At 60.2% G+C, this 22,058-nt stretch carries 17 protein-coding genes; 9 read left to right on the forward strand and 8 right to left on the reverse strand.

Annotated features, from left to right (window positions below; translation table 11 throughout):
* The first annotated feature begins 213 nt into the window (after window positions 1-213).
* The 9 genes from ACFQW4_RS08410 (at window position 214) to ACFQW4_RS08450 (ending at window position 14,429) form a co-directional block, all read left to right on the forward strand.
* Entirely contained in the window at window positions 214-1,467 is a 1,254-nt protein-coding gene (locus ACFQW4_RS08410; protein WP_110866338.1) for a CmpA/NrtA family ABC transporter substrate-binding protein, read from the forward strand.
* Between the two features lie 11 nt (window positions 1,468-1,478).
* Window positions 1,479-2,351 (forward strand): nitrate ABC transporter permease, encoded by an 873-nt coding sequence (ntrB, locus tag ACFQW4_RS08415; protein ID WP_101764127.1) that lies wholly within the window; start codon window positions 1,479-1,481, stop codon window positions 2,349-2,351.
* 10 nt (window positions 2,352-2,361) lie between these two features.
* Entirely contained in the window at window positions 2,362-3,150 is a 789-nt protein-coding gene (locus ACFQW4_RS08420; RefSeq protein WP_377725355.1) for an ABC transporter ATP-binding protein, read from the forward strand.
* A gap of 10 nt (window positions 3,151-3,160) precedes the next feature.
* Entirely contained in the window at window positions 3,161-7,228 is a 4,068-nt protein-coding gene (nirB, locus tag ACFQW4_RS08425; protein ID WP_377724833.1) for a nitrite reductase large subunit NirB, read from the forward strand.
* On the forward strand, window positions 7,225-9,828 hold the full coding sequence (locus tag ACFQW4_RS08430) for a molybdopterin-dependent oxidoreductase (RefSeq protein ID WP_377724835.1): 2,604 nt from the start codon (window positions 7,225-7,227) through the stop codon (window positions 9,826-9,828). The genes nirB and ACFQW4_RS08430 overlap by 4 nt, the downstream gene beginning before the upstream one ends.
* A gap of 11 nt (window positions 9,829-9,839) precedes the next feature.
* On the forward strand, window positions 9,840-10,703 hold the full coding sequence (cobA, locus tag ACFQW4_RS08435; RefSeq protein ID WP_101764131.1) for a uroporphyrinogen-III C-methyltransferase: 864 nt from the start codon (window positions 9,840-9,842) through the stop codon (window positions 10,701-10,703).
* An 87-nt stretch (window positions 10,704-10,790) separates the two neighbouring features.
* Window positions 10,791-11,942: a flagellar biosynthesis protein FlhB gene (flhB, locus tag ACFQW4_RS08440; RefSeq protein WP_101764132.1), complete on the forward strand. Its 1,152-nt coding sequence runs from the start codon at window positions 10,791-10,793 to the stop codon at window positions 11,940-11,942.
* Window positions 11,935-14,022, forward strand: coding sequence for a flagellar biosynthesis protein FlhA (flhA, locus tag ACFQW4_RS08445; RefSeq protein WP_101764133.1), 2,088 nt, complete (start codon window positions 11,935-11,937; stop codon window positions 14,020-14,022). Before flhB ends, flhA begins: the two co-directional genes overlap by 8 nt.
* Window positions 14,022-14,429, forward strand: coding sequence for a flagellar protein FlhE (locus tag ACFQW4_RS08450; RefSeq protein WP_110866332.1), 408 nt, complete (start codon window positions 14,022-14,024; stop codon window positions 14,427-14,429). The genes flhA and ACFQW4_RS08450 overlap by 1 nt, the downstream gene beginning before the upstream one ends.
* 45 nt (window positions 14,430-14,474) lie before the next feature.
* Here the strand turns inward: ACFQW4_RS08450 and ACFQW4_RS08455 are convergent, their stop codons facing one another.
* From ACFQW4_RS08455 to galB, 8 genes are all read right to left on the reverse strand, one after another.
* The gene (locus ACFQW4_RS08455) at window positions 14,475-15,788 is read right to left on the reverse strand and encodes a cytochrome c (protein WP_277973699.1); all 1,314 of its coding nucleotides are present in this window, start codon (window positions 15,786-15,788) and stop codon (window positions 14,475-14,477) included.
* Window positions 15,789-15,798: 10 nt separating this feature from the next.
* Window positions 15,799-17,400: a GMC family oxidoreductase gene (locus ACFQW4_RS08460; RefSeq protein WP_192411670.1), complete on the reverse strand. Its 1,602-nt coding sequence runs from the start codon at window positions 17,398-17,400 to the stop codon at window positions 15,799-15,801.
* A complete protein-coding gene (locus ACFQW4_RS08465; RefSeq protein ID WP_377724839.1) occupies window positions 17,393-17,920 on the reverse strand; it encodes a sugar dehydrogenase complex small subunit in 528 nt (175 codons plus the stop codon). The genes ACFQW4_RS08460 and ACFQW4_RS08465 overlap by 8 nt, the downstream gene beginning before the upstream one ends.
* A 15-nt stretch (window positions 17,921-17,935) precedes the next feature.
* A complete protein-coding gene (locus ACFQW4_RS08470) occupies window positions 17,936-18,391 on the reverse strand; it encodes a heme-binding protein (protein ID WP_101764138.1) in 456 nt (151 codons plus the stop codon).
* A gap of 116 nt (window positions 18,392-18,507) precedes the next feature.
* Complete coding sequence (locus ACFQW4_RS08475; protein WP_377724841.1) at window positions 18,508-19,392, reverse strand: DUF1932 domain-containing protein; 885 nt, start codon at window positions 19,390-19,392, stop codon at window positions 18,508-18,510.
* Window positions 19,392-20,483, reverse strand: a complete 1,092-nt coding sequence (locus ACFQW4_RS08480; protein WP_377724843.1) for a 4-oxalomesaconate tautomerase — start codon at window positions 20,481-20,483, stop codon at window positions 19,392-19,394. Before ACFQW4_RS08480 ends, ACFQW4_RS08475 begins: the two co-directional genes overlap by 1 nt.
* A gap of 3 nt (window positions 20,484-20,486) precedes the next feature.
* Entirely contained in the window at window positions 20,487-21,200 is a 714-nt protein-coding gene (locus ACFQW4_RS08485; protein ID WP_377724846.1) for a 4-carboxy-4-hydroxy-2-oxoadipate aldolase/oxaloacetate decarboxylase, read from the reverse strand.
* Complete coding sequence (gene galB / locus ACFQW4_RS08490) at window positions 21,197-21,937, reverse strand: 4-oxalmesaconate hydratase (protein ID WP_101764142.1); 741 nt, start codon at window positions 21,935-21,937, stop codon at window positions 21,197-21,199. The genes ACFQW4_RS08485 and galB overlap by 4 nt, the downstream gene beginning before the upstream one ends.
* Between the last annotated feature and the right edge of the window lie 121 nt (window positions 21,938-22,058).

A 22,058-nucleotide genomic window follows, 5' to 3' on the forward strand; every position in this document is an offset into this window, starting at 1 on the left:
GCAAAAACGACGCATCATCAGCGCATTTATAGCGCCAGCCTTGATAAAACGGCCTGATATTTTTGGCACAGGTTTTGCAATACCTTACAGACATTGCGCATTTGTTTCGCCAACGGCGGTGAAGCGAGTGCTTTGGATAAAGGCGTCCGGCCCCATGTTTTTGCGACATGCGGGAGGACGCCTTTTTTTATTCTTTTTTTCAGGATGCGCATGATGAGCAAAACGCGGTTCACATTGTCACGACGTCAATTTCTCCTGGGTAGCGCGGCGGTCGGTGGCAGCTATCTACTGCCGGGATTACGCAATGCGGTATGGGCTGCCGGTTCCGATGCGCCCGAAAAGAGCAACATTCGCGTCGGCTTTATTCCGCTCACCGACTGCGCGCCGGTGGTGATGGCGTCAGTAAAAGGCTTCGATAAAAAATACGGTCTGACGCTGCAACCGAGTAAAGAAGCCAGCTGGGCGGCGGTGCGCGACAAGCTCACCGCTGGCGAATTGGATGCCGCGCACGCGTTGTACGGCATGATTTATGGTCTGCAGTTGGGCATTGCCGGGCCTCAGCATGAGATGGCTAACCTGATGACGCTCAACAACAACGGGCAGGCCATCACCCTGGCGAATCAGCTTAAAGATCAGAAAGTTACTGATGCGGCCAGCCTGCAAAAATTAATCGCCAGCCAAGCCAAAGGCAGCTTTACCTTCGCGCATACCTTCCCAACCAGTACACACGCCATGTGGCTCTATTACTGGCTGGCCAACGCCGGTATCGACCCGTTTGAGGATGTGCGCACCGTGGTGGTCCCGCCACCGCAAATGGTGATGAACATGAAGATGGGCAACATGAGTGGCTTCTGCGTTGGCGAGCCGTGGAACCAGCGTGCTATCAGCGACAACATCGGTTTTACCGCCACCACCACACAGCAAATTTGGCCGGATCATCCGGAAAAAATTCTCGCCACGCGCGCCGCCTGGGTGCAAGAGAACCCCAATACCGCCCGTGCGCTGACCGCCGCAGTGCTGGAAGCCGCGCGCTGGATCGATGCCTCCGACGCTAACCGCAAAGAGACCGCGCAGGTGCTGGCCGGACGCGCGTGGATCAACACCAAAGTGGAAACGCTGGAAGGGCGCATGCTCGGTCAGTACGAAAATGGCCTCGGTCAGCGCTGGCAGGACGCGCACGGTATGCGCTTCTTCCGCGACGGTGAAGTGAGCTTCCCGTGGATTTCCGACGGCATGTGGTTCCTGACGCAGATGAAGCGCTGGGGCATGGTGCAAACCGCGCCTGATTATGCAGCAGTGGCGCGTCAGATCAACCGTATTGATATCTACAAACAGGCCGCCAGCGCGGTGGGCGGCATTAGCGTCCCAGCCGGCGAGATGCGCAGCAGCACACTGTTCGACGGCAAAGTATGGGACGGCAGCAATCCCGCCGCTTATGCCGACAGTTTTGCCCTTAAACGCCGTTAAGTGAGGTCATGATGAAATCTGAAGCACGCTCGCTCAATACCGCGCCGATCGCCGCGCCACCGGCGCAGGTGATTGCACTCAAGGTAACGCCCGCACCGCGTCGGGGTCAACGCTGGCTCCGTCCCCTGCTGCAGCGGCTAATCCCCGCCAGTTGCGGCCTGATTCTGCTGCTGTTTGTCTGGCAACTGGCTTCAATGTCCAGTAAAGGCTTCCCCACGCCATATGCCACCTGGCAAGCCGCCGTCACGCTGTTTGCCGATCCGTTTTACAACAACGGGCCCAACGATCAGGGCATCGGCTGGAACGTGGTCGCCTCGCTGCAGCGGGTGGCAATCGGCTTTGGTCTGGCGGCGCTGGTGGGCGTTCCCGCCGGATTCCTGATTGGCCGTTTTACCTTTATCGCGCACATGCTCAACCCGATCATCGCGTTGCTGCGTCCGGTCAGTCCACTTGCCTGGTTGCCGATTGGCCTGCTGCTGTTCCAGCGCGCTGAACCGGCATCAAGCTGGACCATTTTCATCTGCTCCATCTGGCCGATGGTGATCAACACCGCCGAAGGCGTACAGCGAATTCCGCAGGATTATCTCAATGTGGCGCGCGTGCTGCGGCTCAATGAGTGGACAGTGATGCGCCGCATTCTGTTCCCGGCGGTGCTGCCTGCAGTGTTAACCGGTATGCGTTTATCGATGGGCATCGCATGGCTGGTGATTGTCGCTGCGGAAATGCTAACCGGTGGGCTCGGTATCGGTTTCTGGATTTGGAACGAGTGGAACAACCTCAATGTGGAAAACATCCTGATTGCCATCGTGGTGATTGGCGTGGTCGGTTTACTGCTCGAACAGGCGCTGATGTTACTGGCACGCCGCTTTAGCTGGGAAAAATAAGGAGCCGATGATGAATCCAATTATTCGCGTACAGCAGGTCAGCCAGCGCTTCAATACCGCAGGCGGCGAGTTCCTCGCCCTCGATAACGTCAGTTTTGATATCCACGAAGGTGAAACCCTCAGCCTGATTGGTCACTCCGGCTGCGGAAAGTCCACGCTTCTCAATTTGATAGCCGGGCTGACGCAGCCGAGTAGCGGCGTGTTGCTGTGTGACAACCGCGAAATCAGCGGTCCCGGTCCGGAGCGTGCGGTGGTGTTCCAGAACCATTCGTTGCTGCCGTGGCTGACCGCCTACCAAAACGTGGAGCTGGCGGTGCAGCAAGTGTTCAAAGGAAAAATGAGCAAAAGAGAGATGAGCGAGTGGATCGAACACAACCTCAATCGCGTGCAGATGAGTCACGCGCTGCATAAGCGTCCGTCGGAGATCTCCGGCGGCATGAAGCAGCGTGTCGGGATTGCGCGTGCGCTGGCCATGCAGCCGCGTGTGCTGCTGCTGGATGAACCGTTCGGTGCGCTGGATGCGCTAACGCGCGCTCATCTGCAAGACAGCGTGATGCGCATCCAGCAGGAGCTCAATACCACCATTGTGCTGATTACGCACGATGTCGATGAGGCGGTGTTGCTGTCAGATCGCGTGTTGATGATGACCAACGGCCCCGCCGCGCAGGTCGGTGGCATTCTCAACATCGACCTGCCGCGTCCACGTTCACGGGTAGCGTTAGCCGACGAGCCGCGCTATCACCAGCTGCGTCAGCGGATTCTGCATTTCCTGTATGAAAAGCAAACGGCTGTGGCGTAAGGGGACAACCATGGTGCAGCGACTGGTAGTGATCGGAAACGGCATGGCGGCGATGCGCATGGTGGAAACCTTGCTGCAACGTGCGCCGGGTCGCTACGCCATCACGGTGATTGGCCGTGAGCCGCACGGCAATTACAACCGGGTGCTGCTGTCGCCGGTGCTGGCGGGCGAAAAAGCCTTTGCTGACACGGTGCTCCACGAACCCGCATGGTATGCGGCACATCAGGTGCAGTTGCTGATGGGGGAAGAGGCGCTGCAGGTAGATATCCCTACGCGCACAGTACAAACCGACCAGCGCACACTGCACTGGGACAAGCTGGTGTTCGCCTGCGGTTCGAGGCCGCGCATGCCGGATCTGCCCGGCATCCATCGCCCACAGGTGCAGGGTTTCCGCACGGTACGAGACGTGGAGGCCATGCTCGCGCAGCAAGGTCCGGTGGTGCTGCTGGGCGGCGGATTGATTGGCGTGGAAGCCGCAGCGGCGCTGCGTCAGCGTGGACGTGACGTCACGCTGCTGCATCATCGTCCGTGGCTGCTTGATCGCCAGCTGGATGCCAAAGCGGGTGCGCTGTTGCAGCAGCATCTGGCACAGCGCGGTATTCGCTGTCGGCTCGGCGTCACTTTGCAGGCCATTGACGCCGAAAGCGTCACGCTCGGCGATGGGGCGGTTATCGCAGCGGAACAGGTGGTGATCGCCATCGGCGTGCTGCCGGAGATCGCGCTGGCGCAGGCGGCGGGCGTGCCTTGCCAGCGCGGCATTCTGGTTAACCGTCAACTGCAAACCGCGCTTCCGCATGTGTATGCGCTGGGTGAGTGCTGCGAAATCAGCGGCGAAACCTTTGGCTTGATTGCGCCTTGTCTGACGCAGGCCGCCGTGCTGGCAGCACAACTGGCGGGTGAACCCGTGGCCGACTTTCACTATCAGGAAAACGGTACGCGGCTGAAAGTCAGCGGCATTGAGATGTTCAGTGCGGGCGATATCAGCGAAGGCGACGCCATCAGCAGCTTTGACCCGCTGCACCAGCACTATCGCCGACTGTTTTTGCGCAATGGCGCACTGCGCGGCGTGCTGCTGTTTGGCGACAGCCAGGCGGCAGGCACGCTGCTACCACAACTTCAACAGGCCGCGCAGGTGGGCATTAACGCACTGTTCGGTCTTGACGACAACACAACGCAGCCAAGCGCTGCAGGAAGCCAGATGATGAGCAAACCTCTTCTCGCCGTGGTTGGACATGGCATGGTCAGCCACCATTTTCTCGAACAGCTGGTGAGTCGTGAACTGCATCAGCACTATCACATCGTGGTATACGGCGATGAGCCGCAGATGGCCTACGATCGCGTGCATCTTACCGAATACTTCAACGGTAAAAGCGCGGATGATTTGTCACTGGTCTGCGATAACTTCTTTCAGCAACACGGCATCGAACTGCGCAGCGGTTGTGAAGTGGTGGCAATTGACAGTGCAAAACGCAGCCTGCGTGATGCCAGCGGCGCGGAATTGACCTGGGATAAACTGGTGCTGGCGACCGGCTCGGTGCCGTTTGTACCGCCGGTTCCCGGCCACGATCACGCGCGTTGTTTTGTATACCGCACACTGGCCGATCTGGATGCGATTGCTGACTGTGCCCGTAATGCGACGCGCGGGGTGGTGATTGGAGGCGGGCTGCTCGGACTGGAAGCCGCCAACGCATTGAAACAGCTCGGTCTGGAAACCCATGTGGTGGAGTTCGCGCCGCGTCTGATGGCGGTGCAATTGGATGACGGCGGCGCGCAGATGCTGCGCGGCAAAATCAGCGCGCTGGGCGTTCAAGTTCATACCAGCAAGCAAACTGAAGCGATTGAGAGTCTGCCGGATGGCAGCCTGCAGCTGCGTTTTGCCGATGGCAGCCTGCTGGCAACGGACCTGCTGGTATTTTCAGCGGGTATTCGTCCGCGTGATGCACTGGCGCGCGCCGCCGGTCTGCAACTGGGTGAACGCGGCGGCATTCTGATCAACGACGCTTGCGCCACCAGCGCCGCAGATGTCTATGCGATTGGTGAATGCGCGCTGTGGCAAGGGCAAATTTTCGGTTTGGTTGCGCCGGGATATCAAATGGCGCGCGTACTGGCGGCGCAGCTGGCGCAGGAAGAACTGGCGTTCAGCGGTGCCGACATGAGCACGAAACTGAAACTGCTCGGCGTGGAAGTGGCGTCATTTGGCGATGCGCACGGGCGCACCGCTGACAGCCAAAGTTATCAGTGGATCGATAATCCAAAGGGCATCTACAAAAAACTGGTGGTGTGCAAAGATCGCAAAACGCTGCTTGGCGGCGTGCTGGTGGGCGACAGCGCAGATTACGCCAGCCTGCTGCAGATGATGCTGAATCAGTTACCGTTACCAGAAGAGCCGGAAAGCCTGATTTTGCCCCAGTTAGCGGGTGCGCCGGCTAAAGCGCTGGGTGTCGCGGCGTTGCCAGACAGCGCGCAAATCTGCTCGTGCCATAACGTCAGCAAGGCGGACATTTGCGGGGCAGTGCAGGGCGGCTGCGGTGACATGGCGGCGATCAAAAGCTGCACCAAAGCGGCAACCGGCTGCGGTGGGTGTAGCGCATTAGTCAAACAGGTGATGGAGTTCCAGCTCGCCAGTCAGGGCGTGGAAGTGAAGAAGGATATCTGCGAACACTTTGCCTACTCGCGTCAGGAGCTTTATCACCTGATCAGCGTCGGCAACATCAGCACCTTCGAGCAGCTATTACAGCTCAACGGGCGCGGACAGGGCTGTGAAGTGTGCAAGCCGCTGGTGGGATCATTGCTGGCATCATGCTGGAATGACTACTTACTGAAGCCCGAACATCTGCCGCTGCAGGATACCAACGATCGCTACTTCGCCAACATCCAGAAAGATGGCACCTATTCGGTGGTACCGCGTGTGCCAGCCGGTGAAATTACGCCGCAAGGGCTAATTGCGATTGGTGAAGTAGCCGCTCGTTACGATCTCTACACCAAAATCACCGGCGGTCAGCGCATCGATCTGTTCGGTGCGCGGCTCGATCAGTTACCGGATATCTGGGAACACTTAATCGCGGCGGGTTTTGAAACCGGTCACGCTTATGGCAAATCGCTGCGCACGGTAAAATCCTGCGTGGGGTCAACCTGGTGCCGTTACGGCGTGCAGGATTCTACCGCCTTCGCCATCGCATTAGAGAATCGCTACAAAGGGCTGCGCGCCCCGCACAAAATTAAAATGGCGGTTTCCGGCTGCACGCGTGAATGCGCTGAAGCGCAGAGCAAGGACATTGGCGTAATCGCCACGGAAAAAGGCTGGAACCTGTATGTCTGCGGCAACGGCGGGATGAAACCGCGTCATGCCGATTTGTTCGCCAGCGATCTCGATGATGAAACGCTGCTGCGCTACGTTGACCGCATCTTGATGTTCTATGTGCGCACCGCCGATCGTCTGCAGCGCACCAGCGTGTGGATGGATAACATGGAAGGCGGACTCGACTACCTGCGTCAGGTGGTGATCGAAGATTCACTCGGTATAGCCGTGCAACTGGAGCAGGAGATGCAGCGCGTGGTGGAGCGCTATCAGTGCGAATGGCACAGCACGCTGCAGGATCCTTCGCGTCGCGCCTTGTTTACCGCCACCGTCAACAGCGAGCAGCCTGACGAGACGCTCAACTATGTGCAGGTGCGCGGTCAGCGTCAGCCCGCGACGGCGGACAGCATTCCCGTTACCACGTTGCCGGCAGAACCCTGGAGTGCCATTTGCCTTGTCGACGCTATCCCGCCGTCTGCGGGCATGGGTGCGCGGTTAGGCGGTCAGCGTGTGGCCTTGTTCCGCTTGGGCGAGGCGATTTATGCGCTGGAAGATATTGAGCCCGGCACGCAAGCCAGCGTGCTGTCGCGTGGCATTCTCGGCGACGTAGCGGGCGAGCCGGTGGTGATATCACCGCTCTACAAGCAGCGCGTGCGGCTGCGCGACGGACAAAGTCTCGATAACGCCGAGCATCAGCTGCGCTGCTGGCCGGTGCGCGTGGAGGGCGGCAAAGTGTGGCTCGGGCATCAGCCGATTATTGCGCTGGCGGCGGCCTCATGAAAACCACCTGTCCGTACTGCGGCGTGGGCTGTGGCGTGGAGGTGAAAGCCCTCGATGCGCCGGTGAGCGGCGACCGCCAGCATCCGGCTAATTTCGGTCGGCTGTGCGTCAAAGGTTCAGCGCTGGGCGAGACCCTGATGCATGACGGTCGTTTGCTCTGGCCGCAGATTGATGGTCAGCGCGTCAGTATCGATGCCGCACTGGACCATGTGGCGGCGAGTTTCCGGCGCATCATCGATCAACATGGCCCGCAGGCGGTGGCCTTTTACGGCTCCGGTCAACTGCTAACGGAGGATTATTACACCGCCAATAAGCTGATGAAGGGCTTTATTGGCTCTGCCAACATCGATACCAATTCACGGCTGTGTATGGCTTCGGCGGTGGTGGGTTACAAACGCGCTTTCGGTGCCGATGCGGTGCCGTGCTGCTATGACGATCTTGAACAAGCCGATGTTGTGGTGTTAGTCGGCTCCAACGCGGCATGGGCGCATCCAGTGGCGTGGCAGCGGCTGGTGCAGGCCAAAGCCGAACGCCCTGAGATGCAGCTGGTGGTGATCGATCCGCGTCGTACTGCCAGCTGTGACCTTGCTGATGTTCATCTGGCGCTGCAACCGGGATCTGATAGCGCGCTGTTTGCCGGGCTGCTGAACTGGCTGGCGCACCATGCGGGTATCGATGCCAGTATGTTGCCGCATCTGGCCAATGTGGAAGCGACCTTAGCCGCCTGTGAGGCGTGGGATGTGGCGACGGTCGCCGCTGCCTGCCAGCTGAGTGAGCATGACATTGTGGCATTTTGGCAGCTGTTCGCAGCGCAGCCGCGCGTGCTGACGCTGTGGTGCATGGGCATCAATCAGTCACAAACCGGCAGCGATAACAACAACGCCATCCTCAATGCGCATCTGCTCAGCGGCAAAATCGGCCGTGCGGGCTGCGGACCGTTTTCGCTGACCGGACAGCCCAACGCCATGGGCGGCCGTGAAGTGGGCGGCTTAGCCAATCAGCTGGCGGCGCACATGGGCTTTAGCGCAGCAGAGGTTGATCGTGTTGCGCGCTTTTGGCGGAGCGATCGTGTTGCGCAGCAGCCGGGACTGACGGCAGTTTATCTGTTCAATGCCATCGAACGCGGCGACGTCAAGGCAGTGTGGATCATGGGTACCAATCCTGCCGTTTCGATGCCGGAAGGTAACCGCGTGGCGCACGCGCTGGCGAAATGCGAGCTGGTGGTGGTGTCGGAAGTCAGCGCCCACAGCGACACGGCACAATTTGCTGATGTGCTACTGCCGGCGCAGGCATGGGGCGAGAAAAACGGCACCGTGACCAATTCGGAGCGGCGTATCTCACGCCAGCGCAGTTTTATTGCGCCAGCCGGTGAGGCCAAAGCGGATTGGTGGCTGCTGGCGCAGGTGGCGCAGCGACTCGGTTTTGGCGCGGCCTTTGCCTGGCAGCATCCAGGCGAGATTTTCGCCGAGCATGCCGCGCTGTCTGGTTTTGAGAATCGCGGCACGCGCGCCTTTGATATCAGCGCGCTGGCAACCATCACGCGTGAGCAATATGACCAGTTAGCCCCGGTGCAGTGGCCGATCACTGCCGCGTCACCCAACGGCACCGCGCGGCTGTTTGCCGATCGCCGCTTTTACCATGCCGATGGAAAAGCGCGTCTGCTGCCGCCCGCGATACCGGTTAAAACCCTCATGACCACTGATTATCCGCTGCTGATGAATACCGGCCGCATCCGCGATCAGTGGCACACCATGACGCGCACCGGCAACGTGCCGCGACTGATGCAGCATTACGATGAACCCTTTGTCGCGCTAAATCCGCTGGATGCGGCGGCGTACGGCTTGAGCCACGGCGATGTGACGCGCGTGCAGTCGGCGCTGGGCTGGTGCAGCGGACGCGTCACCCTCGACAGCGGCCTGCAGCGTGGGCAAATCTTTGTGCCGATGCACTGGACAAGACAGTTCAGCGGGCAGGCCAACGTCGATGGATTAGTCGCGGCCAGCTGTTGTCCCGATTCCGCTCAGCCAGCGTTAAAACAAACGGCGGTGCGCTTGCAACTACTGCGTCCAGCGTGGCAAGGCTGGCTGTGGCTGCCGGACATCATCACGCCGCCTGCACTACTCTACTGGTCGCGAGCCCCACAGCCCGGCGTGCAGCGCTATGTGCTGGCGGGCAGCGCTCATGCTGGCGAATGGCTGATGCAACTGCCGGGCATGTCCGCATTGCAATGGCAGCAGGCGCAGGCGGGACAGCAATTGCACTGGCTTGGCTGGCGCGAGGGCAAGTTGGCATGCGCCTTTTATGCCGCGCCCTGGCTACCAGACATCGATCACCCATTTATCGCGCGGGCCTTCAGCCAGCCGCCCGATTTGCCGCAGCAGCGACATGCGCTGTTGGGCGGGCGACCGGCGCAGGGCGGCAGCCACGGACGTACCCTTTGCAGCTGCTTTGGCGTCGGTGAAGTGGCGATTCGCCGGGCCATCGCTGAGGGCTGTGATTCCCCGGCAGCGCTCGGCGCGGTGTTGAAATGCGGCACCAACTGTGGCTCCTGTATCCCGGAGCTCAAACAACTGCTCTCATCTCTGCGCGTGGCGCAGTAACGGAAAACATCATGACGCAAGCCAGTGAATCCCTCGACAAGCTGTTTAATCCGCGTGACGGCGAACACGCGCAAGGTGGCGTCTGGCTGGTTGGGGCTGGGCCGGGAGACGTAGAACTGCTCACCTTAAAAGCATGGAGGCTGATCAACAGCGCCGACGTTGTGGTGTATGACCGGTTGGTGAGCGAGGCGATCATGGCGGAAGTGCCGCCGGAGACGCTGGCGATTGATGTCGGCAAGAAGCCCGGCAGCCACGGGTTAAAGCAGGTGCAAACTAATCAGCTGCTGGTGGATTTAGCCCGCAGCGGGCGGCAAGTGGTGCGGCTCAAAGGCGGCGATCCCTTTATTTTCGGGCGCGGCGGTGAAGAGATGCTCTATCTGCAACAGGCGGGAATAGCCTGCCAGATCGTGCCGGGTATTACCGCCGCCGCCGGATGCGCGGCAGCCAGCGGCATTCCGCTAACGCACCGTGATTGCGCACAGTCGCTGCGGTTAATTACCGGTCACGGCAAAAGCGGTGAACCGCAGCTGGATGATGCCAGCCTCGCCGCCAATAACCAGACGCTGGTGTTTTATATGGGGCTGAAGTGGAGCGCCAGCATCAGCGCACAGCTGCAGGCGCAGGGCCGCAACGCGCAGACGCCGGTGGCAATCATTGAGAATGGCACGCGTGCCGATCAGCGGGTGATGATCACTACGCTGGCTGAGCTGGCACACACTGTTGAGGTGCAACAAGCCCAATCGCCGGCGTTATTGTTGGTGGGTGACGTGGTGCACTTTTATCGCCAACCGGTCAGGATTAATGCACATTCGAGCAATGTAGCGGCGCCATTTATGGCGACCAATCAGCCCGCAATTTCACTTATGGCTAAATAAGCTCACATTTCCCCCCTTTAATCCGCGCTTTAGCCTGTCAGGGTTTTGGCATTCTATGCTCAGAATTCCTGCCAACTGAGGTAAGTCGTGGCTGAAGAGAGTAACGAGGACAAAACAGAATCGCCCACGCCCCACCGACTTGAAAAAGCGCGTGAGGAGGGGCAGATTCCGCGTTCGCGCGAGCTGACTTCAGTGATGATGCTGTTGATTGGATTGCTGATCCTGTGGGTCGGCGGCAACAGCATGGCGGAGCGTCTGGCCAGCATGGTCGCCACCGGATTTCGTTTTGATCACGGCATGGTGAACGATGACAAAGTGATCATTGGTCATATCGGCAGCCTGATTAAGCAGGCGGTGATCGCGCTGCTACCGCTGATGGGCGGCTTAGTGGTGGTGGCGATTGCCGGGCCGATGGCGCTGGGCGGCCTTAACTTCAGCGGCAAATCCATTAAGTTCGATCTCAAAAAGCTCAACCCGCTCACCGGTATTGGCCGCATGTTCTCCGGCCAAACCGCTGCAGAGCTGGTGAAATCGATCATGAAAGCGGTGCTGGTTGGGCTGGTGGCCGGTTGGTACATCTGGAGCCATTGGGAAGAGATGCTGCGTTTGATGAGCGAATCGCCGATCAACGCGCTACATCATGGTTTGTCGATGATCGCCGCCTGCTGTGGGCTGATCATGCTGGGCCTGTTCCCGATGGTGGGCTTTGATGTGTTCTGGCAGCTCTACAGCTACTTCAAAAAGCTGAAGATGACGCGCCAGGAGATCCGCGACGAACATAAACAGAACGAAGGCGACCCGCACGTTAAAGGGCGTATTCGCCAGGCGATGCGCGCGGCGGCACGCCGTCGCATGATGGCTGATGTACCGAAAGCCGACGTTATCGTCACTAACCCGACGCACTACTCGGTGGCGCTGAAGTATCAGGAAGGCAAGATGAGCGCGCCCAAAGTGGTGGCCAAAGGTGCTGGCGATATCGCCCTGAAGATTCGTGAGCTCGCCAAAGAGCACCGCATCCCGATTCTCGAAGCACCGCCGCTGGCGCGTGCGTTGTATCGACACACTGAAATTGGTCAGTTCATCCCCGGCGCGCTGTATGGCGCGGTAGCGGAAGTGCTGGCCTGGGTTTGGCAGCTGCGACGCTGGAAGCGCGAAGGCGGCCTGATTCCAAACAAACCAAAAAACCTGCCGGTTCCGGCAGACATGGACTTTGCAGGAGAGAACACTAACGATGGCTAATTTAGCCGAGAAGCTGCGTTTACCGGGCAACTTTAAAGACACGCAATGGCAGGTGCTGGCGGGCCCGGTACTGATCATGTTGATCTTGTCGATGATGGTGCTGCCGTTACCCGCATTCATTCTTGACCTGCTGTTCACCTTTAACATTGCGCTGTCGATCATGGTGCTGCTGGTGGCGATGTTCACCCAGCGCACGCTAGAGTTCGCCGCCTTCCCGACCATTCTGCTGTTCTCGACGCTGCTGCGTCTGGCGCTGAACGTTGCGTCAACCCGTATCATTCTGCTGGAGGGCCACACTGGCGCCGATGCGGCCGGACGCGTGGTGGAAGCCTTCGGTCACTTCCTCGTTGGCGGTAACTTCGCCATCGGTATCGTGGTGTTCATCATCCTCGTTATCATCAACTTCATGGTTATCACCAAGGGTGCGGGACGTATCGCCGAAGTCGGCGCGCGTTTTGTGCTGGATGGGATGCCCGGTAAGCAGATGGCGATTGATGCTGACCTCAACGCCGGCTTGATTGGCGAACAGGAAGCCAAGCAACGCCGTACCGAAGTGACGCAGGAAGCCGATTTCTACGGCTCAATGGACGGTGCGAGTAAGTTCGTTCGTGGTGACGCCATCGCCGGCATCCTGATCATGGTGATCAACATCATCGGCGGCCTGTTGGTCGGCGTGGTGCAGCACGGCATGGATCTCGGTCACGCCGGTGAAACTTACACGCTGTTGACCATCGGTGACGGCCTGGTAGCACAGATTCCGGCGCTGGTGATCTCCACCGCCGCCGGTGTCATCGTAACGCGCGTGGGCACCGATCAGGACGTCGGCGAGCAGATGGTAACGCAGCTATTCAAGAACCCGCGCGTGCTGATGCTGAGCGGCGGCGTGATTGGTTTGCTCGGCCTGGTGCCGGGCATGCCAAACCTGGTGTTCCTGCTGTTTACCGCTGCGCTATTAGGACTTGCCTGGTGGTTACGTGGTCGCGAAATGCAGCCGAAGAAACCGGCGGAAGCTTCCAGTCTGGTGAAAACCCAGGAAACGCCGGCCACGGTGGAAGCGTCGTGGACCGATGTGCAGCTGGAAGATTCGCTCGGTATGGAAGTGGGTTATCGCCTGATTCCGATGGTCGATCACCTGCAAAACGGCGAACTTTTGGGGCGTATCCGCAGTATTCGTAAGAAGGTGGCACAAGAGGTGGGCTTCCTGCCGCCGGTGGTGCATATCCGTGACAACATGGAGCTGCCACCCGCGCGTTACCGCATCCTGATGAAAGGCGTAGAAATTGGCAGCGGCGACGCTTATCCGGGCCGCTGGATGGCGATCAACCCTGGCACGGCTGCTGGTTCGCTGCCGGGCGAGCCAACCGTCGATCCGGCCTTTGGTCTGGCGGCGATCTGGATCGACAGCGCCCTGAAAGAGCAGGCGCAGATTCAGGGCTTTACCGTGGTGGAAGCCAGCACCGTGGTGGCGACGCACCTCAATCACCTGATTGGCCAATACGCCAGCGAGCTGTTTGGCCGTCAGGAAGCGCAGCAGCTGTTGGATCGCGTCACGCAAGAGATGCCGAAGCTGACCGAAGATCTGGTGCCGGGTGTCATCACGCTGACGACGCTGCACAAAGTGCTGCAAAACCTGCTGACCGAGCGCGTCTCGATTCGCGATATGCGCACCATTATTGAAACGCTGGCGGAACATGCGCCGGTGCAGAACGATCCGCAAGAGCTCACCAGCGTTGTGCGTGTGGCGCTGGGACGGGCGATTACCCAACAGTGGTTCCCGGGCAACGGCGAAGTGCAGGTGATCGGCCTCGATGCCACGCTGGAACGCCTGCTGCTGCAGGCGCTGCAAGGCGGCGGTGGACTCGAGCCAGGTCTGGCAGATCGCTTACTGGTGCAGGCGCAAGGCGCACTGCAGCAGCAAGAGATGGCAGGCGCGCCGCCGGTGCTGCTGGTCAATCATCCGCTGCGTGCGTTGCTGGCACGCTTCCTGCGGCGCAATCTGCCGCAGCTGATTGTGCTGTCGAATATGGAGCTGACCGATAACCGTCAAATCCGCATGACCGCCACCATTGGAGGCAAGTAATGCGTCGCTGGTGCTGGGCAGTAATGATGATGCCGTTGATGGCGCTGCCGCTGGCTGTTGATGCGTCCAGCGGTGCCTGGACAGCCAACGCCAGCGGCCCAAGCCTTGGCGTGCGCGGTAACTGGCTGATGACGCCTGCGCTGCGTGCGCCTTCCAGCGCGCCGGGCAATATTTCGCTGGTGTACTGGCGTTATCAGCTCAGCCGTCCTGCGCCCTCGGGTTTGGTGGTGCGCTTATGTGCGGGCGATCGTTGTGTCGAGATTGAAGGCGCCAGCGGCAGTACGCGCGGCTTAGCCAACGTGGCGGCGGAAGAGACGCTGCATCTTGCATTTGGCTTTAAGGGGAAGGGCGCATTGCCGCCCGGCTTACGCGTGGTGAGCAGTGAAGTGACGGTGAATTATCAGTAACGCGTGTTACCTCGGCGACGCGCCCCGCGCCGCCGAGTGCAGTAATTAAGGCTTATCTCCCTGACCGTAAATCGGGGGTGAAGCCAGTTTTGCATCCTCTCTTAACCCTTTTACCTGCTTCGCATCCACTTTGGCCGCCGCCGGATTACCAAACTGCTGGGTAACAAAGTTACTGACGTCAGCCACCTGCTGGTCACTCAGCTCAGGCGCAAAAGGCGGCATAAAGACTTCTCCCTCGCGCATATGGCGATGCACACCGTTGAGGACCACCGATACCACGTTCAGCGCATCTGCCGCGCCGGTGCTGGTGTGGTGGAACAGCGATGGATAGGCATGGAAACCGCTGCCCGATCCCGCACCTTCCGCGCCGTGACAGCTGGCACAGTTACCGGCAAACACCACCGCGCCGGGCTGAGCATGGCGGGTCGCATCATCGGCGCCGCGCAGTGCAATCAGCGCGGTGGAAGGTTGTCCCCAGCTGTCGCGCGCACGGGTTTGCTGCGCGTCCGGCTGCGGCTTAACGCTGCGCAGATAGGTGGCGATGTCCTGCAGATCACTCTCGGGCAGATATTGCAGGCTGTGCTCAATCGCTTCGGCCATCGGCCCGGAGGCGCTGGCTTTGTTGGCGACAAAGCCGGTTTTCAGGTAGGTCACCAGCTGCTGCTGGCTCCAGTCACCGATGCCTGCCTGCTTATCGGGTGTGATGTTGTAAGCCATCCAGCCGCCGAGATCGCCGCCGGCCAATGCTTTATCGTTGTCCATGCCCATGGTCAGATTACGCGGCGTATGGCAGGTGCCGCAGTGCGCCAGCGCTTCAACCAGATAGCGGCCGTTATTCCACTGCGCGCTCTGCTGCGTATCGTTCTGCAATTCGCCTTTATCGAAGTTAAACCACTTCCAGAAGCGCATGCCCCAGCGTTGGTTGAATGGGAACGGCAGGTCGGTTTGCGGTGAAGCCTGATGCACCGGCGGCATCGACATGAGATAGGCTTTGATTGCCAACACATCGTCGCGCTTCATTTTGGTAAAGGAGTCATACGGCATCGCCGGATAGAGCTGCTCGCCGTTTTTGCCAATGCCGTCGCGCACCGCAGCAACGAACTGATCGTCACTCCAGCTGCCGATACCGTACTGCTTATCGGAGGAGATATTGCTGCCCCAGATCTGGCCGAAAGGCGTACTGACCGCAAAGCCGCCGCCAAACAGCGGGCCGTTGGTGGCGGTATGACAGGCGGTACAGTCACCGGCGCGCGCCAGATATTCGCCGCGCTTAATCTGAGCGGCATTGTCTGCCGCCTGCGCCACGGCGCACTGCATCAGGACCACCGCGATAGCGGCCTGAATCAATACAGGTTTCATCGGGTGCTCCTTACAAGCTTGCCAGAACGCTATCGGCCATACGCAGCGCCAGCGCGGTTCCGGTCAGCGTTGAGTTGACCGTCGAGGCCGACGGCATAATGCCGGTGCCGGCGATAAACAGGTTCGGGTGATCGTGGGTGCGGCAGTGACCATCCACCACCGAATCCTGCGGATTGCTGCCCATGATCATGGTACCGGTGATATGTTGGTTGTTGTCGTAGACGCCGCGTTTGCTGTAGACCGCCTCGGTGCCGCCCATCTCTTTCACCATGCGCTGGAAGTCGATCATCGACTGGTCATAGCCGCGATGCACATATTCCGGGAAGCGGTAGTAAACCTCGAGGCGGGGAATACCCCAGGCATCCTTCTCGGTTTTGCTCAGCGTGACGCGGTTCTGCGGCTCCGGCAGCATCTCCAGCAGGCACTTGAGCTGAACAAAACGCTCGGCCTGGAAGGCCAGCTTGTCGTTGAGCGCCTTGCCGTAATAGCCCTGACGCACCAGACGTTCGGTGAGATAACGCACCGGCGAGGTGTTGGCGAGGTCGATACGCAGCGCCGAGCGCTCACCACGGAAATCGCCGTCGCGCATATTGTTGATGCTGCCAGGACGCATCGGCCCACGGCCAAACCACACCGGCTCATCGGCGTAGAACTCTACCGACGATCCCGGATGGTCCATCAGGTTGCGGCCCACCATGCCGGAACTGTTGGCGATGCCGTTCGGGTAGCGATCGCTGGTGGAGAGCAGCAGGATTTTCGGGCTTTCGATGCCGTTGGCGGTCAGGACAAACTGTTTACCGGTAACGCGATGGCGCGCTTTGTTCTGATCGAGATAGTGCACTGCCTGAATGGTGCCTTTGTCGTCAGCCTCAATGCGGAACACCACCGCATTAGTGACGATTTTGACACCGGCATCCAGCGCCTTACGCGCGGCGATGCCGCCGTGGTACTGCGCATCGATCGGACAAACCGGCATGCAGTTGTTGTTGCCGCAGCAGGCCGGACGACCGTCATAGGCGATGCTGTTACGCGCCTGCGGACCAATGCCCACCTCATAACCCAGCGGACCGAGTCGCTGCTTCAGACGATCAAAGCCATACGGCAGCGGAATGCCCGGCAGCGGATAAGGACGCGAACGCGGCGAAGCCAGATCGCTGTCACCGGACACGCCCATCTGGTATTCGGCGTCGCAGTAATAGGGTTCCAGCTCGTCATAGCTGATCGGCCAGTCGCGGCCAATGCCGTACAGCGACTGAATGCGCATATCGTTCGGCAACAGGCGGAACGCTTGTCCAGCCCAGTGCCATGTGGTGCCGCCGGTGCCGCGCAGATATTGGGCGCGATAGGGATCCGGGCCTTTTTGAATCAGGTAATTGTTATCGCTGGGAATGAATTTTGGCTGCGGTGCCCACGGCTGCGGCGGATACGGTTCGGTGAAGTCACCCTTAAACGGCGAGTTGCGGAAATACTCCACCGCCTGATCGCGCTTAATCTCCGGGCCGGACTCCAGCATCAATACCGAAGCGCCGGCTTTGGCCATCTTCAGCGCCGCCAGTGAACCGGCAATGCCGGCGCCAATCACCACCACATCGGCGCTTAATGAATCAGACATGTGCTCTCCTTGCAGGCGGCTGCGTCCAGAAGTTAGGTTGCCCCGGCGCGTAGCTCGGTGGTAACAGGGAATCACGCACCAACTGATAGCTGACGATATTCTCAAAAGCGATACATTGCGGGCGCGGCAGCGGGCCGACAACGCCGAGATACCAGCCGGAAACCAGCGCCTGATAAAGATCGTCGAGGGCTTTGGGTTGGGTACTCAGCAGCGTCAGCAGGCTGCTGCCGTTGGCGGTGGGTTGCTGCTGCAGCAGCGCGCTGAGCGTATCGAGCTGGCTATCCAGCTGCGGAAAATGTGCGTGCAGCCAGCTGTAGAGGCGCTGCGCCAGCAGGGCATCCGGCTGGTCCAGTCCGGTTAATCGGACGGAAATCGCAGTAAAACTGGCGGACGGTGCCACTGCGGCGGCCAGCGGTGGCGAGGCGAAAGCCAGGCTGCCGGGGAGCGCCTGCGTCAGGACGCCAGCCACCAACAGGCCCGCCGTGCCGGTCAGCAACCGGCGGCGTGAAAGAGTCATCATGGAAATCCCCGAAAGTTATTTCAGCGCCTGAGCGGCTGCCTCTGAAGCCTGATTATCCAGATCCTGTTTGGGCGTGCTGACGCCAACCGCGCCGACCACTTCATTCTGCAGCGTGAGCGGGAAACCGCCGCCGAGCGCCACCGCGTGCGGGATGGCGAGAACCGTGGTTTCGCCGCTCTGCAGACGCTGCATAAATTTCAGGGAAGGGGCGTGATACAGCGCCGAGGTGCGCGCTTTACCAATGGCGGCATCGACGCAGCCCGGCGATGCGCCGTCAAGGCGCTGGAAGGCCAGCAGCGTACCGCTGGCATCAACCACCGCTACACAGCCGGTGCTGTGCTGCGCGCTGATGCTGTTTTTGACACTGGTCATTACCTGGTTGGTGTGGCTGGCGTCCAGCGCGGCGGCGCTGGCCTGGCCAATACCCGCTGCCAGCAGCAGGGAAAGGGCGACAGATGCTCTAATCTTCATGTTTTGCTTCCGATAGTTATTGTTTTAAAATCTGCTTCTCGTCTCGCTTACGCTACGCTGTTACAAAAATGTAAACAATTGCCGATAAACAAAACGCATACCTCTATTCATATAACTCATTGAGGTGGATAGATCTTATCCAGCGTCTGTTGCCAGACGAACGGCGTCAGTTGTTGATAGCGCAGAGAGCGGGCGTTTAACGCATCAATCAGCCCTTGCTGCGTGGCAACAATCGCTGCGCTCATGGCGGCTGGTACCTTGACGTCCTGCAGCGTTTTCACCACTTCCTGCATCTCTTCGGCGCGTCGCTGGCCGTGCTCCGCCACGCGGCTAATCAGGTAGTGCGGCAGCTGATCGTTCCAGCCCAGCGACGGGAAACTGGCGTGCAGCGAGTCGAGCACCGCTTGCTCTACGCCATACTGGCGCGCCGCGCTCAGGCATTCGGTGGTCAGCGCCTCGAGGCCTTTGATCATCACGCTGCGGCACATCTTAATCGCTGAAGCTTCACCCACTTCGCCACCCAGCAGGCGGCTGTTGAGGCCCAGCTGTTGCAGCAGCGGCTGCACCTGTGCAGCCTGAGCGCCACCAATCAGCAGCGGCGTCGCCAGCCGCTTAGGCGGCACCGGCGCCATCACCGCTACGTCGATATAGCTGGCACCCGCAGCGTGAATCACTTCAGCCGCGGCGCGTTTGGTGTGCGGTGCCACCGAGTTGAGATCGAGAAAGTGCTGTCCGGCCTGTAACCGCGCTGCCGCCTGCTGCGCCACGTTGAGAGCCTGCGACGCGGTAACGGTGGAGAACACCAGCGCGGCGTCCTGTAATGCATCCGCCAGCGAAGCGGCCAGCCGCACGCCGCTCTGCTGCGCTTTTTGCTGCAGCGCGGGCAGGGTTTCTGCCGCGAGCGCTTTGCGATCCCATACCGTCACCGCATTGCCCTGCGCTTTTAAATCATGGGCAAGAATGCCGCCCGCTTCGCCAAAACCGATAAAGGTGATGTTCATCAATTACTCCTTGTTGAAGGCCAGACCGCCGCCGGAATCATGACTTCACCGGCGAAAATGGCACGCGCGGTGCGCAACAGACCGCAGCCCGCCAGCGGGTTATCGCCTTCGCGCTGCAGCAGCACGCTAAATTCACCGCTGGGATGTTCCACGCTCAGGCGCTGTTGAGGTTGCTGGCTGGTGCGTGCCAGTCCGTCTGCGACGCTGCCGGGGATCAGGCAGGCGCTGGCAACGCTGACCGCGCCAAGCACGCCAATCGAGGCGTGGCAGCGTTGTGGAATAAAGGTGCGTGAGCTGATGGCGCCACCGTGACGTGCTTCGGCCAGCAGCGTGACTTTGGGCACCGTACGCTGGCTGACATCCCCTAAATTCATCCGCGGCCCGGCCTGCAGGCGGATCGACTCCAGCCGCTGCTTGAGCTCGCTGTCGTTATCTAACGCGTCGCGGCTTTCATAGCCACTGCGATTGACATCCTCTGCACGCACCAGGATCACCGGCATGCCGTTGTCGATGCAGGTGACATCGATGCCATCAAAACGATCGCGCGGCTGACCGGTTGGCAGTAGCGCGCCACAGCTCGAACCGGCAATGTCTTTGAAGGTGAGGGCGATTTCGCCTGCGCTGCCCGGTACGCCATCAATGCGTAAGTCGCCGTCATAGTCGACTTCACCGTCGGGCGTGGCGAACACCGCCTCGGCAATCTGCCCGGTGTTCTGCATGAAAATGCGCACACGGGTGCGTTCGCTGCCTGCCTTGACCAGCCCGCGTTCGACGGCGAAAGGCCCGACGGCGGCGAGGATATTGCCGCAGTTTTGCCCGTAATCGACGCGGGCTTGATCGACGTTGACCTGGGCAAACAGGTAATCGACATCGGCATCGTCACGGTGTGAAGCGCTGACGATCGCCACTTTGCTGGTGAGCGGATCGGCCCCGCCGAGGCCGTCAATTTGACGGATATCGGGCGAACCCATCACCGCCAGCAGTACCCGATCGCGGGCCGCCGGTTCGGCTGGCAGATCCTGTGCCAGAAAGCAGGCGGCTTTGGAGGTACCGCCGCGCATCAGTAAGCAGGGAATGCGACGCTGGCGCATGGTTTATTCCTCCAGTTGATCGAGCGTGTCGAGATAGCGCAGTCCTTTTTCCGCCAGGCGCGGGCGCATCTGATAGATATCCAGGCCCAGCTCACCGGCCGCTAAATGCAGGCGTTTGCTCTCTTCCAGCTCTTCACGCTGACGCGCTTTGGCCGCCACGCTGGCAGCTTCATCGCGTGCCACCACCACCACGCCGTCGTCATCGGCGACGATAACGTCACCCGGCCAGATCAGCTGCCCGGCACACACCAGCGGCACATTCACCGAGCCGAGCGTCTCTTTCACCGTGCCCTGCGCATACACCGCACGCGACCAGACGGCAAAACCCATTTCGCGTAACGTGCGGCTATCGCGCACACCGACATCCGCCACCAGCCCGCGCACGCCGCGCGCCTGCAGCGAGGTCGCCAGTAGATCGCCGAAGAAGCCGTCGCTGCACGGCGAGGTTGGCGCAACCACCAGCACATCGCCCGGCTGACAGAGCTCCACCGCGACGTGAAACATCCAGTTATCGCCGGGTGCGACCAGCACGGTGACCGCGCTGCCCGCGATGGCACAATCCTGTTGAATCGGGCGAAGGGCGGGATCGAGCAAGCCTTTACGCCCCTGCGCTTCATGCACAGTGGCGACGCCAAAGCGCGCCAGCGCGTCGATATCCGTGGCTGCCGCACGCGGGATGTGGCGCACCGCGACGCCTTTTTTCGCGATGATGCTCATGCCAGATCCTCCGTCACGCGCGGGAAGATGCTCTGATAACCTTCGCCATAAATGATGTCGCGGCTGGTGGTAATGCCGACGTTACGCTTGGCCTGCACACCGCGCTGCTGCGCCACGCGCGTGTAGTATTCCCACAGATGTTCCTGCCCGGCCATGCACTGAATCGCCTGATATTTTTTGTCCCACACCGAGGTGATATCCAGCAGCACATCCGGCTTCCAGTTGCACTGCTCAGGCTGGTGCGGCTCGAAGCAGTACACCGGTGGTGCACCGACAATTTTTTCGCCCGGACGGTAGCCTTCGGCCTGGGCGATAATGCGCGCCTCCTGCGCCAGATGCGTGGCCATTGGGTGATCGTAGTTGTAGGGATCCTGCAAGGAATGGGTCAGAACAAAGTGCGGTTGCACCCGGCGATAGACGTCCGCGAGGCGGAACAGGGTTTCTTTATCGGCACGCAGCGGATAATCGCCGAGATCAAAAAATTCAATGCTGGCACCGAGGATGTCGGCGGCGGCCTGCGCCTCGCTGCGGCGGGCGGCTTTGACTTTCGCCTCGCTCATCTCCCCCTTGCGCCACAGCTTGGCCGATTCGCCGCGCTCACCAAATGAGAGGCAGACAACGTGAACGTCATAGCCCTGCGCATGGTGCAGCGCGATGGCACCGCCGGCGCGCCAGACAAAATCCGCTGAGTGAGCGCTGACCACCAGCGCGGTTTTTTTTGGGGTGTTGTTAGTCATGGCATACTCCTCCGCTGTTTTTTTCCATGCTGTCACTGCCCACCTGGCGGCGATAATTCATTTCATTGCAGCGGGTATGCGTTTTATTTATATTGCGACATCGATCGGTGGTGAAAATAGG

It is taken from the genome of Pantoea sp. GCM10028869 (genome assembly GCF_042666835.1).
In the GTDB taxonomy this organism is placed as follows: Bacteria; Pseudomonadota; Gammaproteobacteria; order Enterobacterales; family Enterobacteriaceae; genus Pantoea; species Pantoea leporis.